Raw genomic sequence first — 14,765 nt, 5'->3', positions numbered from 1 at the left:
GCATGCGGGTCATCAGGGACGTCATGCCGGCAGGGACGTATGGAGGGAACTTCTCTGGCGAAGTGTCGCTGGCGATGCTCCGTGCTGCAGCCGACGATTCCGAGCCGGACGTAGCGCTCGTGCGCTTCCTCGAGGGCGCCACCACTCATTGGCATTCCCATCCAGGCGGCCAGCTCTTCTGGGTGGTCGAGGGACGGGCTTTGGTCGGCACGAAAGGCGACGGTGCCATCGTGCTCCAGCCGGGCACGCTGATCGAGGCTCCGGGCGACGAGTCGCACTGGCACGGTGCCGCTCCAGGACTGGACACCACACTGCTCACCATCACGTGGGGAACCACCGTCTGGAGCGCCAACCCGGCCCCCAGTAGCCCGACAATGAAGGAGGAACCGTGAGCGACCGCGTTCTCGACCAGGGACTGGCCGGGCGGAAGATCGGCGTCAGTCACTTCGGTGTGAGCTGCCTGGACTTCCCGAAGATGCTGGACTTCTACACCCGCGTCGTCGGTCTCACCATCGCCGACGAAGGGCACATCAACGCGGGAGGTGGAACCGACCTCGCCTTCCTCACCACCGACCCGAACGAGCACCACCAGTTCGTCCTCGCCTCGAACCGACGCGACACCGTCATCGAGACCACGCCGGTGGAGGGCGGCAGCATCGGTTCGAACGTCTTCCAGGTGTCGTTCCGCGTGCGCGACCTGGACGCGCTCCGGCGTCTGAACCGCAGGTTGACCGAGGAGAACCTGTGTGGGCAGATGGCGATGGACCACGGCAATGCTTGGTCCCTGTACGTCCGTGACCCCGAGGGCAACGGGCTCGAGTTCTTCGTCGACACCCCTTGGTACGTCGCTCAGCCCTGTGCCGAGCCGTTCGATCTCGAAGAGTCGGACGAGACGATCATGGCCCGAACCGAGGCGTACATCCGTTCCCAGCCGGAAGGGCAGCCGGTCTCGGAGTGGGGTGCTGCACTCGCGAAGCGCATCCTCCAGGAGCAGGCGCGCCTATGACCCGAGACGAGCAGGTCGTCGGCTGGCTCGGATCCGCGTGCCATGGACCGACAAGGTGGGGAACGTTCGCGGTCTTCGGAGAACCGGGTGCGGCCGAGATCATGGCCGAACAGGGCTTTGACTTCTTGCTCGTCGACCTGCAGCACGGGCTCCTCGACTGGGCGGACGTCGCCACCTTCACCCGAGCGATCGAGAATGTGGGCGCCGCACCCCTGGTGCGCGTCCCGTCGGCCGATGCTGCTTCGGTCGGCCGTGCGTTGGACCTGGGTGCTTGGGCGGTCGTTGTCCCGATGATCGAGACGGGTGAACAGGCGAGGCAGATGGTCGCGGCCACGCAGTATCCCCCTCGGGGAACGCGGAGCTTCGGGCCGATTCGCGGCAGGGCGGCGGCCGACGACGCCGCGCGCTGCTTCGTGATGGTCGAGACGGTGGCCGGCGTCGAGAACGTTGACGAGATCGCTGCGGTCGATGGCATCCTCGGCGTCTTCGTCGGACCGACCGACCTCGGGATCAGTCTCGGTATCGGAAGCGCCTATGAGGTCGGCGAACCGAGCCATGACAACGCAATTCGGACGGTGGCTGACGCCTGCGCCCGAGCCGGGGTGGTGGCAGCTATCCAGACGGGCAGCTCTGCCGAGGCGACCGTGCGAGCCAGCCAAGGATTCAATCTCGTCAGCATGCGCAGCGATGCAGCGCTGCTGCGCGGTGCTGCGGCAGAGATGTTGAGCGCGGTTCGCTAGTCGCCTTCTCCGGGGCGTCCGCGCCGATCTGGGCCCGGTCGGGTCCTCGTCAACGATCGGCCGAGCGTGATGTGGGCTGGCGGGCGCCTCGTGGGTGGTTCGTCCCGGGTCAGAACGGATCGTCCCAGCGTTTACAGGGAGATGAATTGTCCGCAGCCAGGATCCACCAGCAGCATTCTGAGCAGGAGCCTCGGTTTGTGCCGCGTTCCGCGGACGCCGTGATCATCGGAGCGGGGGTCCTAGGTCTGCTCACCGCACTGGAACTGCGACGGGCAGGGATGTCGGTCGTGGTCCTCGACGCCGGTCTGGCGGGTAACGCTCAGTCCGGTAGCAATCTGGGTTTTGTCCGCCAACAAGGCCGCGGCACCAGCGAGACCACCCTCATGCGGCGCTCGACCGAGCTGTGGGGGCAGTTGCACGGCCGTCTCGGGGACCGTCTGGGCTGGACAGGCGGCGGTCATGCATCCGTCGGTCGTGACGCAGCGACCGAGACAGCGGTCCACTCATGGGCGCCGATCGCGCGCGAGCAGGGCATCCCCTTCGAGCTGTTCGGTCCCCGGGCGGCGGCTCAGCGCTTTCCATGGATGGGAGCAGGAGTTCGCGTGGTCGGCTTCACGCCGACCGACGGGCATCTTGATCCTGTCTTGGCGATGCAGGCCATTCGCGCCCTCGCGCTGTCCGAGGGCGTACAACTGCTTGAGAACGTTCCCGCGGTGTCCATGGACATCGCTGCTGGCAACGTGGTCGGCGTGCAGACGCCCGACGCGACCATTCGGGCTGGTGCCACCGTGCTCGCCGCTGGCATGTGGTCGTCGCGACTGCTGCGGCGCCACGGTGTGCACCTGCCTCAGTACACGGGAGTCGGCACCGTTGTGCGCACCGTGCCCGTGCCGCGCCTGACTCGCAGCACCGTGTGGGACCTGACCGGCGTCGGGATGCGGCAGGACGTGTCCGGACGGATCAACTTCGGGCTGGGACAGCACGTCGACATAGACGTCGGCTGGGAGGAAGTCTCCGCGGCACCGCGGCTCCTTCGCACCTACCTCGGGAGTTGGCGGACGCTACGCCTCCACGCAGGCAGACGGCTCGCTGGTGACGTCGGGTCGAGCCTGCGGCGCCTACCTCTGGCTGCGCTTCCACTTGACCGACCGGAGGCGAACCCCAAGCTGGTCGCAAGAGCTCGCAGAGAACTGGGGCGCCTCGTGCCAGGCCTCGGTGAGGGCGTCGAGATCGAGAGCGCTTGGGCAGGAACCATCGACAGCAGCGCTGACTTCCTGCCTGTGATCGGCGAGGTGGGACTGGGGGGCCTGGCTGTTCTCACTGGGATGAGTGGGCACGGGATGGGAATCGCGCCAGCCGCAGCCGAGGCGGTGGCACAGATCGTCGTGGCAGGGGACGCAAAGAGTGCAGACATCTCCGCCCTAGACCCTCGGAGACTCCGTGGATTCCGCGCCTACGACACACACGCACCGCGCTGATCGGGTTCGACCTCTTTCCAGGTGGTGACCCGCCAGGCAAATGAGGTCGTCCCGTTCGTCGACGCATCGGCCGTTCTCGAGCGGCAATTCCTGGCGAACCGGTTGAACTTCTGTTCCGGCGGCAGGTGCGCGAACGACCACGACGATCGTGTCGCAGCGGACGGTTCTGACCCTCTGATGCGAACCGGTGTGATACGAGTCGAGGTGGTTCCATTGTTCGCTCCATCATCCACCCGGACAATCTCTTCAGGCCATTCATGTGCTCCTCGTGAGACTCCGTCCGTCGCTGCGGCACCGGCGCGTTGAGAGCGTCGGGATCCGCGTTGCGGGTCGGGCTCTCGGCGCTTGCCGGGGCAGAGCACGCGTCCGTCGCAGCGCTTGACGGGGGAGCCAACTGGTCGAGGACGAGCCGTTGCCGGCAGGTCACTACAGAGCTATGATCGTTTCCTAGAAGAAACGAAACGATGATTTCCCGTACTTGGGTTCCCCGCCGCCGACGTAGGCAGTGGGGGTCGAGGAGGTGCCTTGGATGATCAAGCAATCAGGCGAAAGTCGGCAGCGTTGGCATCGCTGGGAGGAACTGAAGAGGCACGAGATCGCTGCCCTGGCGCCAGAGGCGCTGGTCGTCATCCCAGTGGGAGCCATCGAGCAGCACGGACCGTATCTCCCCACCGGCACCGACATCACCCTGTCGACGCGCGTCGTAGAGTTGGCGCTGGATCGCGTGGGTGTGCGAGCAGACGCGCCCTTCCTCTTCGCGCCATTCCTGCGTATCGGTTGTTCGGCACATCACCTGCCTTTCGGCGGGACCATCTCGCTGAGTCCGAAGCTGATGATCGACGTGCTGGTCGAGGCCATGCTGAGCATGACCGCGAGCGGCGTTCGCCGGATCGTGCTCGTGAACGGCCACGGAGGCAACACCGGTGTTTGTCATGCCGCTGCCTCTGACGCGGCGGCACGATCCGACCTCGTGATCGCGGCTGTGGACTACTGGGAGTTCGCCTCAGCCGCCGAGACCCTGCCGCAACCCGGCCATGCCGGGTGGTTCGAGACGTCCCTCATGCTCGCGGCCCGGCCAGACTGCGTGGCGGGAGACCGTGAACCTCGACCAGCCGATGAGGCGATGCAGCCCGGGCGCGGCATCTACGGGCGGGAGGTCTGGGCGGGGATCGACGGCTACACGGACCAGCCTGCGTCCGCGACCGCCGACCACGGCAGTGAGATCCTCGAGGGCATCGTGCATCAACTTGCCGATCGTCTCGTTGGCCTGGCTCAGGAAATGCGTTGACCCCAGGCGTGGTCGGGGAACGTGACACCGATGCGCACAGTCCACGAGCGACCTCGTCGTCTGCTGGTGTAGGCCGACTGCTCCCGACAGCGAGCATGAGGCTGGGGCGTGCATACGGCCCTGGTCTTTGAAACAGCGCGATTGCACGTCGTGGTGGCTGACGAGCGTGGTGCGATGGCGACTGATCGTCCCGACTGTCCGACTGTGGGTGCGCCAGGCAGCAGCGTCGGGGATGCGGCCGAGCTTCGTGAGGTCCATGTGCACCACCTCGCCGGGGTGGGATCGCTCGTAGCAAACCGCAGGCACCGTCGGGGCCCGGATCACCTCTCCGGTCACCGGGTCCAGCGCGGTCAGTTCGGGCTGCCCGCAGTGGACCAGAACGTGAAAGGCGGTGCGGAGCGGCACCGTCAACTCGGCCGGGGGCCGGCGCGGGCTGGTGTGCGGGCGGTTTGACCGGTCGACGAGCCTAGCCTCGCCCACGGGTTCGCAGCGGGTGGGCCACGTCCGGACGTAGTCGTAGGAGGTCCTGACACCCGTAGCGTCGTGAGCCTACCGCCAGCTGGCACCGGTACCGAGCGGCGATTAGCTTCCAGCGGTGGAGGACGGTTGTTCGGGCAGCACGGTGAGGACACGAGGACTTCCGAGCAGGTGTTGGGCTTCGGCAAGCCACACCTGGTTCAGGTTTCCCTTCCCTCGCGCCGGACCGACGCTCTGGCCCGATAGACCAGTTTGGTCGTGGCGCCCGGATGATCGGAGGTGGCCGGAAGACGGATGCTCTGCACCGGTGCGAGTGCCGTGTGGCAGGATCCAGAGGGTCAGCAGGGCCCACCCCTGTAGCGCGGGTCAGGGGACGGCGTCCGGAGGTTTGCTTGAACGGCCACCTAGAGTCGCTCGCCGGCAACGTCAAGCGGTTGCGCGAGACCCATGGTCTTTCGCTGTCTCAACTCAGCGAGCGCAGCGGTGTCGCCAAGGCAACCCTGTTCAAGGTCGAGCGCGGACGTACGAATCCCACACTGGACACGATGATCGCGATTGCCGAGACCTTCGATGTCTCCGTTCCCTCGCTCCTCGCCACGCAGCCCCGCGCGGAGGTGGAGATCGTGCGGGCAGGAGCGGGACAGGACATCAGCGACCAATCCACCGATGGCCGGCTGCTTCGGAGCCAGACGATCGGTGCTGGATCGCTGGAGATCCACGTGCAGACGTTCCGGGCCCACAGCCCAGAGACGTCGACCTCTCATGGCGCGGGGGCGCGGGAGCACGTCTTCGTGCGTAGCGGCTCGATCCGAGTTGGGCCCGTGGGCCACGAGGAGATCCTCGAAGGGGGCGACTACGCGACGTACCCGGCGGATCGCCTCCATCGCTGGGAGGCTCTGGCTGCTGACGCGTCAGTGTGGATCGTCCATACCTTCCCCCGTGCCGCCGCGTTCACCGAGTAACCATCCGGGACTGTTCCGAATTCAGTTGACTCGTCGAGTGCGGTGGTCAGGCCGCGGTGCCAGCGAGGTTGAGTGTCTGGTACACGACTGGGGTGGGCCTCCAAGTCGGCGATGCCGGCGACGGCGGTGGTAGGTCCGTTCGGTCCAGGTGATGATTGCCAGCCGTAGTCCTTCTCGAGTCAGCCACCGCTGCCGGTCAGCACGTTCTTCTGCAGGAGCGCCAAGAACGACTCCATGGGCGTGTTGTCCCCGCAGACACCCGACCCACCGAGCCGATCTGTTAGTTGCTCTCGATCGTCCGGACGAAGGCATTCGACCGGAACGCCCTTGTCTGAGTGGTGGACCAGCCCGCCGAGGTCCCGTCCGGTTCGGCGGCGGGTCCAGATGCCCATCTCGAGTGCGTCGAGTGCCAGGTCGGTGCGCAAGCTGCGGGACAGTTGCCAGCCGACCACCCGGCCGGAGTAGACGTCGGTGACGAAGGCGGCGTAGAGCCAGCCGGTGAAGGTCCGGCGGTAGGTGATGTCGGCGACCCACAGCTGGTCCGGGCCGTCGCGGTGAACGCCCGTTCAACCAGGTCCGGGCGGGTGTCTGGGGCCGAGCCGGGGATCGTGGTCCGTGGCCCCTTCGCCCGGGTGATGCCGCGGAGCCCGGCCGTGCGCATGAGCCGCTCCACCGTGCACCGAGCCACGGCGTGGCCCTGCCGGTGCAGCTGCGCGTGGACCTTGCGGGCGCCGTAGACCCCGAAGTTGTCCGCATGCACCGCTCGATCACCGGGGTGGTCGCCGCATCGCTCACCGACCGCGCCGACGGTGGCCGGGACCGGTGTGCGTAGTAAGTGCTCGGGCGATCTGCAGCGCCTCGCAGATCGGCTCGACCCCGTGCTCGGTCCGGTGGGCGTCGATGAACTCGACGATCACCGCTGAGGGCGGTCGAGCTCCGCCGCGAAGAAAACCGACGCACTCTTCAAGATCAGGTTCGCCCGGCGTAGCTCCTGGTTCTCCCGCTCCGCCAGCCGCGTCGCATCGTCTGTCGTGGTGCCGGGCCGGTGGCCTTCATCGATCTCGGCCTGGGTGACCCAGTTGCGCAGCGTCTCGGGGTTGGTCCCCAGCTGATCGCCGATGCGCTTCAACGCCCCGCTCCGCGTGGCCGGGTCACGCCGCGCGTCGACCGCCAGCCGGATCGCCCGCTCCCGCAGCTCGTCGGGGTATTTCCTCGGTGCCGCCATGACTCTCATCCTCACGTGGATTGAGAGCCTCCATCAGACCTGGGGCGGAACAGATCGTTCCGGCGAGACCGCAGCCGCACAGGCCAAGGAGCCCACCGAACCGGCGGCAGCCCTCTCGTCCGGTAACGAGGTGAGGGCAGGCGTACCCACACGGTCGCCCGACTGCCGGGGGAGCGACCTCACTGTCCGGTTCCCAGACCTGCCTGCACGTGGCTGAGCCGCTTGGCAGACATCCGACGAGCCCGAGAAAAGTCGGCGAACACGTAGTCATGAAGCGACCGCTGTGGATACCATACGAACCTCGTCGTGATCAGCGTCACCCTCACGTGGGGGATGTCGAGCGGTTTCACGCGGTCGCAGCCGAGGTCCACACCCATCCCGACCGACGGATTGGATACCAGCTATGAACGTGTTCCCGATGCGGGACCGGTGGTCCTTGCAGGGCCCCACGAAGACAGGGGCGGCGGCCCTTGCGGGCGCCCTCCTCCTCTCTCTCAGCGCCTGCGGCGACGAGGAGAGTGGATCAACCGGAGGTGCTTCCTCGTCCGGCGCCGCCACAGTCGACCAGTCACTTCGCGATCAACTTCCCGAGGAGATCGTGTCCCAGGGGTCGTTGGTCATCGCCGGCTCGTTCGACAACCCGCCGGTGATCTACGCGAGCGCGGCGAACGCAACGCAGCCCGACGGAATCGCCGCCGATCTGGCGGCCGAGATCGGCGAGCGCCTGGGTCTGGATGTCGAGTGGCGCAACACTCCCTTCCCTGGGCAGCTCCCGGGGATCGACAGTGGCGCGTTCGACATCGTCTGGGGTCAAGCCACACAGACCGAGGAGCGCGAAGCTGAGCTCTACGACATGATCCCGTTCTACGCCGCGCCCTTGTCCGTCCTCGTCGAGGAGGGCAATCCCAGCGGAGTGACCTCCTTCGCGACGATGTGCGGGGCCACGATCGGCGGCAGTGTCGGCTCCATCTTCGAGCGCTACGTACAGCTCGCCAACGAGCAGTTCTGTGCGGACAAGACCCCGATCGAGTACCAGGGGTACACCAAGGGCGAGGAGGTCGCCCTGCACTCGGGTGCCATCGATGCGGTCATCGACACGTTCCCGGTGAATTCCGATGCCGCGACCCGTTTGGACGGCGTGGAGGCCATCAAGCTCCCCGACGCGGGGGCCATCGACAGTGGTCTAGCCGGCATTGTGTTCTCCAAGACCGAGCCAGGCTTGTCCACCACCGTCGCCCAGGTGCTTCAGCAGCTTCACGAGGATGGGACCTACCAGCAGATCTTCGAGGACGAGGGTGTCTCGACGGCCATTCTCGATGCTGACCAGTTGATGGTCAACTATCTGACTGGTACGCCGGCCGGCGAGAAGCAGTAACTGTCAAGGACGAAGTCGGAGTCGGCCTCACCGGCCGACTCTGCTTCAGCTAGCAAAGTCCTGCGCATTCTTACGAAAGAAGCTCACATGCCCCCTTCCCTGTCCCAAGAAGAACTGACGGTTCACAGCGACACGGTCGACCCGGTCGTCGTACCACTGCGGCACCACGGCCGGAACAGCGTCGCGGCTGTTGCTGTGCTGGCTGTCCTGCTCATCGGCTACGGCTTCGTCTCGAATCCGTACATCGACTGGTCGATTGTTGGTGACTTCCTCGTTGACGGCTCGATCCTCGAGGGTCTTTCGGTCACCCTTCAACTGACCGTGATCTCCATCACCGTCGGGTTGATCTTCGCCGTCATCCTGGCTGTGATGCGAGTCTCGGACAGTCGCGTCCTACGTGGCATCGCGTGGGCCTACAGCTTCGTCTTTCGCGGCATCCCGATGATCGTCCTGCTCATCCTGGTAGGAAACCTCGGGCTGTTCGTCCAGGAACTGAGGATCGGTGTGCCCTTCACCGACATCACGTTCTACTCGGTCCGTGTCCAATCAGTGTTCACTCCGTTCGTGGCCTCCGTCGTCGCCCTGGTCCTCGTCGCGGCCGCGTACATGGCCGAGATCGTCCGCGGAGGGATCCTCTCCGTGCAGAGGTGGCAGTACGCAGCTGCCAAGGCGCTCGGCCTCAACGGGATGCAAACGCTCCGCTACGTCGTCCTGCCACAGGCGATGCGGGTCATCATCCCGCCGCTGGGCAACGAAGTCGTGAACACGGTGAAGGCGACAGCACTCGTCGCTGTCATCGCTGGCGGTGATCTGCTCACGATCGCGCAGAGCATATCCGGCGTGAACTACAAGGTGATCGAGCTCCTGATCGTCGCAACGATCTGGTACCTGCTCGTCATCAGCCTGTGGTCCGGCATCCAGTACTTCATCGAGCGAAAGACGGCAGAGAAGTGACCGCGTTGAGTGAGGACAAGTCGAGGACCAACATGCCAAACAGTGCGTGGGGCGCGACCGTCAAGTTCGAGCATGTGAGCAAGTCCTACGGTGACCAGCCCGTGCTCTTCGACATCAGTCTCGACGTGAAGTCTGGTGAGACGGTCTGCTTCATCGGCCCTTCAGGGTCAGGGAAGAGCACGCTTCTCCGCTGCATCAACCACCTCGAAGAAGTGAACCGCGGTCGCATCTGGGTCAGCGATGAGCTCGTCGGCTATCGAGAGGCCAACGACAAGCTGTACGAGTTTCGGGAGAAGGAAGCGTGTCGGAAGCGTCTGGACATCGGGATGGTGTTCCAGAGCTTCAATCTCTTCCCCCACCTGACGGCGGCGGAGAATGTCAGCTTGGCTCCGGTCATCGTCCGGAAGAAGAGCAAGGCCGCTGCGCGGGATCGCGCCTACGAGCTGCTGGAGCGTGTTGGCCTCAAGGGCAAGGAAGGCCACTACCCGTCGCAGCTGTCGGGCGGGCAGCAGCAACGAGTCGGAATCGCCCGAGCTCTGGCGATGGATCCGAAGCTGATGCTCTTCGACGAGCCAACCAGTGCCCTCGACCCGGAACTCGTGGGGGAGGTCCTCGCAGTCATCAACGATCTGGCGAAGTCAGGCGACATGACCATGATCGTGGTGACGCACGAGATGGGCTTCGCCCGCAAGGTGGCTGATCGGATCGTGTTCATGGATGCCGGCCGCGTCGTGGAGGTGGGCCCGCCTCAGGAGGTAATCGACAATCCGAGGCACGAGCGGACTCGGGCCTTCTTGGCGGCAGTGCTCTGAAGAGGTCATAGCCCGGCGTCGCCCGGTGCGGCCCTGATGGCCAACACAAGACTGGTCAGGCCGTCACGCAGGACTCCAACCGTCATGAACCGGCAGGGACGCTCACGCGCTCCCCGAGAAGCGAAGAAGTGTTGCATGGACGTACAGAAGACGACATCCGCCGACAGTGAGCGACTTACCGGCGAGGGACTCGCCTCACTCACAGACCGTGGCATCGGAGTCCTCCGAGCCATACACCCGGATCTGTTCGGCCGGCAGCGGGCCAAACAAATTCCGATCGAGCGCGGAAACAGCCTGAACGGGGCGCTCGCCTACTCCAAGATGGCGATGGCGGAGGACCTCATGGGAATTCCGCTGGACGCCCAGGACTTCCCTCAGCTCGCGTCCCACCCGGACGTCCACGCCAGAGTCGATGCGACCACAGTGAGGTTTCCCAACTGGGAACCTGACTGCGCCTGGTTGCTCTCGAGCTTGTGGGAGAAGGACGGCCCGTCGCCGCTGTGCGTACGGACCCAACTGAAGTCTGCTGGTGAGCAGCTGTTGGCGGACACGAGCCTCCGGGCCATTGCGGCTGGTGAGCCAGAGTTCTACCTGTTCGAGCAGGCAGATGGGCAGCCGTACTCCAAGCGGGGGAGTTCGTACACCGTGGACCGTGTGACCGACCCGCGAGGCGTGGTCGGCCGCATGCATCGGGCGCTCATCGACTTCGACATCGGTGTCACCGTGCTGTCGCGGGAGTTCTCGCCAGGACAGTTCGAGATCAACTTGCATCATGACGACGTTCTGGCGGCGGCCGACAAGGCATTCCTGCTCAAATGCGCTGTCAAGGACCTCGCATCGATCGAAGGTCTGAACGCGAATTTCATGGCGAAGCCCAGGAGTGGCTTGGAAGGTAACGGGCTCCACATCCATGTCTCGCTCTGGGATGGTGAGACCAATGCTTTCGCCAAGGATGGCGATGAGCTGTCGAACACAGCACTGGCCGCTATTGCCGGCCTGCAGACTCACGCTCCTGAGCTCATGGCCGTCGCGGCGCCAACTGTCAACTCCTATAAGCGGCTGACGGGTGAAGGCCTCAGCCCCAGGAACGGCTCATGGGGTAAGGACGACCGTCGGGCGTTCATCAGGATCCCGCCGGACATGGGTGCGGGTACGCGGATCGAGCTCCGTTGCGGAGATGCAAGCGCGTCGCCGCACCTGCTGTTCGCTGCGGCGCTGCACGCGATGCGCAGCGGAATCACCAATGAGATGCGACCCACGCGGGACGGAGGGGCCCTGCCCTCCAGCTTGGAGGAGGCCATACAGGCGTTCGAGGGGAGCGAGGTCATGAAAGCGGGGTTCGGTGAGGAGTTCGTCGGCGTCTACGCGGCGCTGAAGCGACGCGAGATAGCCGCGTTCCACAACCACGTCACCGACTGGGAGCGAGACCTATACGGCATCCATGCCTGACAGGCCGCGATCGGAGCTATCCGGCCGCCAGCTCGTTGCACTCGCTCTCCTCGCTTCCGGAGGGCCGATCGGTATCGACCTCTACCTCCCGGCCCTCCCGAGCATCGCGCACGACTTGAATGCCTCTACGGGATCGACCCAGCTGACCCTGTACTCTTTCCTGCTCGGCTTCTCCGGAGGCCAGCTGGTGACGGGTGTGCTCAGTGACAGATTCGGGCGTCGCCGCCTCCTGCTCTTCGGGAGTCTGGCGTTCGCGATCCTGGCAGCGGTTTGCACGGTGGTGCCCTCGGTCATGATCCTCGTGGTGGCCCGATTCTTCCATGGCGTCGCGGGGGCCATTGGTGCCGCAGTGTCGCGCGCCTACGTCCAAGATGTAGCGGGACGTAGTGCGGCTACATCAGTGTTCTCCTTCCTCGCCATGGTCAGTGGGATCGTCCCGGTACTAGCGCCCGTCCTTGGCGGCGCGATTCTGAGGATCGGGCCGTGGCCGGTGATCTTCTGGGCCGTCGCAGGACTTGGTGTCGTGACCTTTGTGTTGTCCTGGATGGTCCTGCCGGAGCCCGCGCTGCACAACGCGAACGACGCCCCTCGCCCAACGCGAGGCCTCCAGACGCTACTGAGTGACGGAGTGTTCCGAGTCAGCCTCGCGGCCATAGCGGCGGTCAGTGGGGTTCTGTTCCTGGTGCTTGCTCAAACGCCATTCCTGTTGCAGGAGACCTTCGGGCTGTCGGCAACTCATTACGCGTTGTCATTTGCCGCATGGTCTCTCGGTGCGGTGGCGTGCTCAACCGTGTCACGGCGCCTGTCAGGTGTCGTCCAACCAGCGACCATCATTGTCGCCGGCTTGGTGCTCTCGATGCTCTCAAGCTGTCTGCTAGTACTCGCACTGTCGTTGCCCCTACCGTTCTTGTTCGTCGAGCTGGCGTTTGCTGGGTGCATTGCACCGCTTGGGCTGGTGCTTCCCAACGCAACGGCCGTAGCCCTCTCTCGGCGACCCGCTCTGGCTGGAACCGCGAGCGGGATCCTCGGTGTCGTGCAATTCGGATCGTCGCTGGTTCTCGTACCCCTTGCGTTCTTACCGCATCCTTCACCGTTGGTGGCGGCGTGCGTCATGTTGGGGCTGTCGGCGGCTGGCTGCGGGGCTCATGTGCGCTATATGCGTGAATCGGTGCTGACCCAGCGTTCTTGAGTCCGGTCCTGTGCGGGTATTCGTCTCGCCGGCTCGACAGGTGCGCTGATCGGAATGCCTGGTCAGGGAGTGTCGATGCGATCGGGCCCATACCGTCAGAGGAGGACGAGGAGTTGCACTGGTGAAGGCGACCCCAGTGCACGAATCCCGAGGGCCCCTCTGTCCCGCGCTGACGCCGCCCTGACCTCCACGCCACCGCCGGCGGGTCGTAGCCGCGGGGGAGGGGACGGTTGGTCTGTCTCCTACCCCGCGGCGATGCTTACCGCCGCCTGGCCACACCGCCACAGCCGTGAACTGGCCGCCACCGGACCGCAGGTCTCGCCCACAGCTTTCGGCCGCGCGCACACCGGCGGCGGATATCGGCGCTCCTGCTGCGCGACCTCGTGCACCAGCGCGGGTGGACGGAACGCTGGTCCGGCTGCGGACGCCGGCCAGGTCGGCTGCGCACCCTCGAGTGGCCGCGCGGTGCTTGCACCGTTACCGAGTGGACCGGCCGTCGCAGGTCGATGGCGCGACCGGTGAGCAAGACGCGCCGCTACCAACGCGACCGGCCCGGCGCGCTGATCCACGTTGTCGTGAGGAGGCTGGGTAACGATCACCCGCTTGACCGACCTGCCCAGGCGCTGGAGCTGGAGCCGGTTCCCTTCTCAACGCCGGCCGCTCACATCGTGGCAGGTGGGTCCGAGACGACAGTCTTCCTGTACTCGCGCGGATTCACACCATAAGTCTCGTGGAAGACGCGAGCGAAGTAGGTCGGGTTCCGGAAACCCCACCGCTCAGCGACGACTCGAACGGGCGTGCCGAAGTCGAGCGGATCGGCCAGGTCGCGTCGGCACATCTCCAGTCGGCGATCGCGGATCCAACGTGAAACCGTCACGCCGACCCGACTGAAGAGGATGTGCAGTTGGCGCACGGAGATGTAGTTGGCGCCAGCTATCTGGGTGGGATCGAGGTCGGCGTCCGCTAGGTTCTCCATGATGAAGTTGCGAACCGACATCAACAACTCGATGTCTCTCAACGACTGTCCGACGTCGCTGGAGGTCAGGGTGTCGCCCATCAACGTGGTCGTGAGATCGATGACGGCGTTGACGATGGAGAGCCCCATGGGGGCCTGCAGGGCGTCCAAGTTGTCGGCGACGGCCCGCAAGAAACCTGCGTTGATCGCAGCGACACCCGACCGGCCGGAGATCTGGCTGCCTATGAGCATGCTGATGGAGCCGGGCGGCAGATTCAGCAACTGTTGCGGGAAGACCACGACGAGCATGCAGTTCAAACCCTCGGAGACGCGACGGTAGGGTCGCGCCGAGTCGGTGATGGTGATGTCCCCGGCGACCAGTTGACTCTCCCCGCGTTCATGACTCAGATGGCTGCTGCCGGCCATCTGGAGCGTGAGAGTGAAGCGAGGGTCTCGCGTCCGTTCGATCAGGGCCCTGGTTCGTTCGACGATGTGTCCGGTGGAGGTCACGACCGCCAGACGCACCCCGTTCACCTCGATGGCCTCGGCTTCCAGCCAGAAGCCGTCTGGCGCAACGGGAGTGATGCGCGTCGGGTTGACGAGAGAGTCTGAGTCCTGATTCCACAACGTGGCGTCGGTGTAGTGCCTCTTGGAGAAGTACCGGGCTGCCATCGTCACTCCTCTAACGTCCAGGCCGCGCGGGCGACATCAACCCCCGAGACGCGCCATGGGAGCCTATTCGACGACGATCTTGCCTCCGCACCGTCGTGGCGCCCAGGGTCTGGTTGCGCGCGGATGGTGGATATGGGTGCGCGCTAGGTCGTACGTCCCGGCACCGCTGCTCCATAGCGTTCT

At 65.3% G+C, this 14,765-nt stretch carries 13 protein-coding genes, 3 pseudogenes and 1 other annotated feature; of the genes and pseudogenes, 11 read left to right on the top strand and 5 right to left on the bottom strand.

Annotated elements, in window-relative coordinates; all coding sequences use genetic code 11:
* The first annotated feature begins 2 nt into the window (after window positions 1–2).
* From O2W15_RS11155 to O2W15_RS11130, 6 genes are all read left to right on the top strand, one after another.
* Entirely contained in the window at window positions 3–392 is a 390-nt protein-coding gene (locus O2W15_RS11155; protein ID WP_269179469.1) for a cupin domain-containing protein, read from the top strand.
* A complete protein-coding gene (locus O2W15_RS11150) occupies window positions 389–1,006 on the top strand; it encodes a VOC family protein (RefSeq protein WP_269179468.1) in 618 nt (205 codons plus the stop codon). The genes O2W15_RS11155 and O2W15_RS11150 overlap by 4 nt, the downstream gene beginning before the upstream one ends.
* Window positions 1,003–1,746: an HpcH/HpaI aldolase family protein gene (locus O2W15_RS11145; RefSeq protein ID WP_269179467.1), complete on the top strand. Its 744-nt coding sequence runs from the start codon at window positions 1,003–1,005 to the stop codon at window positions 1,744–1,746. Before O2W15_RS11150 ends, O2W15_RS11145 begins: the two co-directional genes overlap by 4 nt.
* Window positions 1,747–1,943: 197 nt before the next feature.
* The gene (locus O2W15_RS11140; protein ID WP_269179466.1) at window positions 1,944–3,224 is read left to right on the top strand and encodes an NAD(P)/FAD-dependent oxidoreductase; all 1,281 of its coding nucleotides are present in this window, start codon (window positions 1,944–1,946) and stop codon (window positions 3,222–3,224) included.
* A 529-nt stretch (window positions 3,225–3,753) separates the two neighbouring features.
* Complete coding sequence (locus O2W15_RS11135) at window positions 3,754–4,512, top strand: creatininase family protein (RefSeq protein ID WP_269179465.1); 759 nt, start codon at window positions 3,754–3,756, stop codon at window positions 4,510–4,512.
* Window positions 4,513–5,381: 869 nt separating this feature from the next.
* Window positions 5,382–5,951, top strand: a complete 570-nt coding sequence (locus O2W15_RS11130) for a helix-turn-helix domain-containing protein (RefSeq protein WP_269179464.1) — start codon at window positions 5,382–5,384, stop codon at window positions 5,949–5,951.
* A gap of 21 nt (window positions 5,952–5,972) precedes the next feature.
* Here the strand turns inward: O2W15_RS11130 and O2W15_RS24030 are convergent.
* The 4 genes and pseudogenes from O2W15_RS24030 to O2W15_RS11120 form a co-directional block, all read right to left on the bottom strand.
* Window positions 5,973–6,211, bottom strand: a pseudogene (locus tag O2W15_RS24030) (hypothetical protein); the annotation flags it as partial.
* A 75-nt stretch (window positions 6,212–6,286) separates the two neighbouring features.
* Window positions 6,287–6,487: pseudogene (locus O2W15_RS24025) on the bottom strand (DDE-type integrase/transposase/recombinase); the annotation flags it as partial.
* Window positions 6,488–6,585: 98 nt separating this feature from the next.
* Window positions 6,586–6,711 (bottom strand): annotated as a pseudogene (locus O2W15_RS24020) (IS3 family transposase); the annotation flags it as partial.
* Between the two features lie 80 nt (window positions 6,712–6,791).
* Window positions 6,792–6,904 (bottom strand) — a sequence feature (AL1L pseudoknot).
* Window positions 6,865–7,176, bottom strand: coding sequence for a transposase (locus tag O2W15_RS11120; protein WP_269179463.1), 312 nt, complete (start codon window positions 7,174–7,176; stop codon window positions 6,865–6,867). (Overlaps the previous feature by 40 nt.)
* Window positions 7,177–7,579: 403 nt before the next feature.
* On the opposite strand from O2W15_RS11120, the gene O2W15_RS11115 reads away from it, so the two are divergent.
* The 5 genes from O2W15_RS11115 to O2W15_RS11095 all read left to right on the top strand — a co-directional run bounded on the left by O2W15_RS11115 (window position 7,580) and on the right by O2W15_RS11095 (window position 12,955).
* Complete coding sequence (locus tag O2W15_RS11115) at window positions 7,580–8,551, top strand: transporter substrate-binding domain-containing protein (protein ID WP_269179462.1); 972 nt, start codon at window positions 7,580–7,582, stop codon at window positions 8,549–8,551.
* Window positions 8,552–8,638: 87 nt separating this feature from the next.
* A complete protein-coding gene (locus tag O2W15_RS11110) occupies window positions 8,639–9,505 on the top strand; it encodes an amino acid ABC transporter permease (protein WP_269179461.1) in 867 nt (288 codons plus the stop codon).
* Between the two features lie 5 nt (window positions 9,506–9,510).
* Window positions 9,511–10,317, top strand: a complete 807-nt coding sequence (locus O2W15_RS11105) for an amino acid ABC transporter ATP-binding protein (protein ID WP_442928879.1) — start codon at window positions 9,511–9,513, stop codon at window positions 10,315–10,317.
* A gap of 135 nt (window positions 10,318–10,452) precedes the next feature.
* Complete coding sequence (locus tag O2W15_RS11100) at window positions 10,453–11,766, top strand: glutamine synthetase family protein (RefSeq protein ID WP_269179460.1); 1,314 nt, start codon at window positions 10,453–10,455, stop codon at window positions 11,764–11,766.
* On the top strand, window positions 11,759–12,955 hold the full coding sequence (locus O2W15_RS11095) for a Bcr/CflA family efflux MFS transporter (RefSeq protein ID WP_269179459.1): 1,197 nt from the start codon (window positions 11,759–11,761) through the stop codon (window positions 12,953–12,955). The genes O2W15_RS11100 and O2W15_RS11095 overlap by 8 nt, the downstream gene beginning before the upstream one ends.
* Before the next feature lie 661 nt (window positions 12,956–13,616).
* Here O2W15_RS11095 and O2W15_RS11090 read toward each other — a convergent pair.
* Window positions 13,617–14,582, bottom strand: a complete 966-nt coding sequence (locus tag O2W15_RS11090) for a helix-turn-helix domain-containing protein (RefSeq protein ID WP_269179458.1) — start codon at window positions 14,580–14,582, stop codon at window positions 13,617–13,619.
* Window positions 14,583–14,765 lie beyond the last annotated feature (183 nt).

The sequence above is a fragment of the Modestobacter sp. VKM Ac-2979 genome, from assembly GCF_026967995.1.
GTDB lineage: Bacteria > Actinomycetota > Actinomycetes > Mycobacteriales > Geodermatophilaceae > Modestobacter.
The sequence above is the reverse complement of the archived record's forward strand: the minus strand, read 5'-3'. Positions and strand labels throughout refer to the sequence as shown.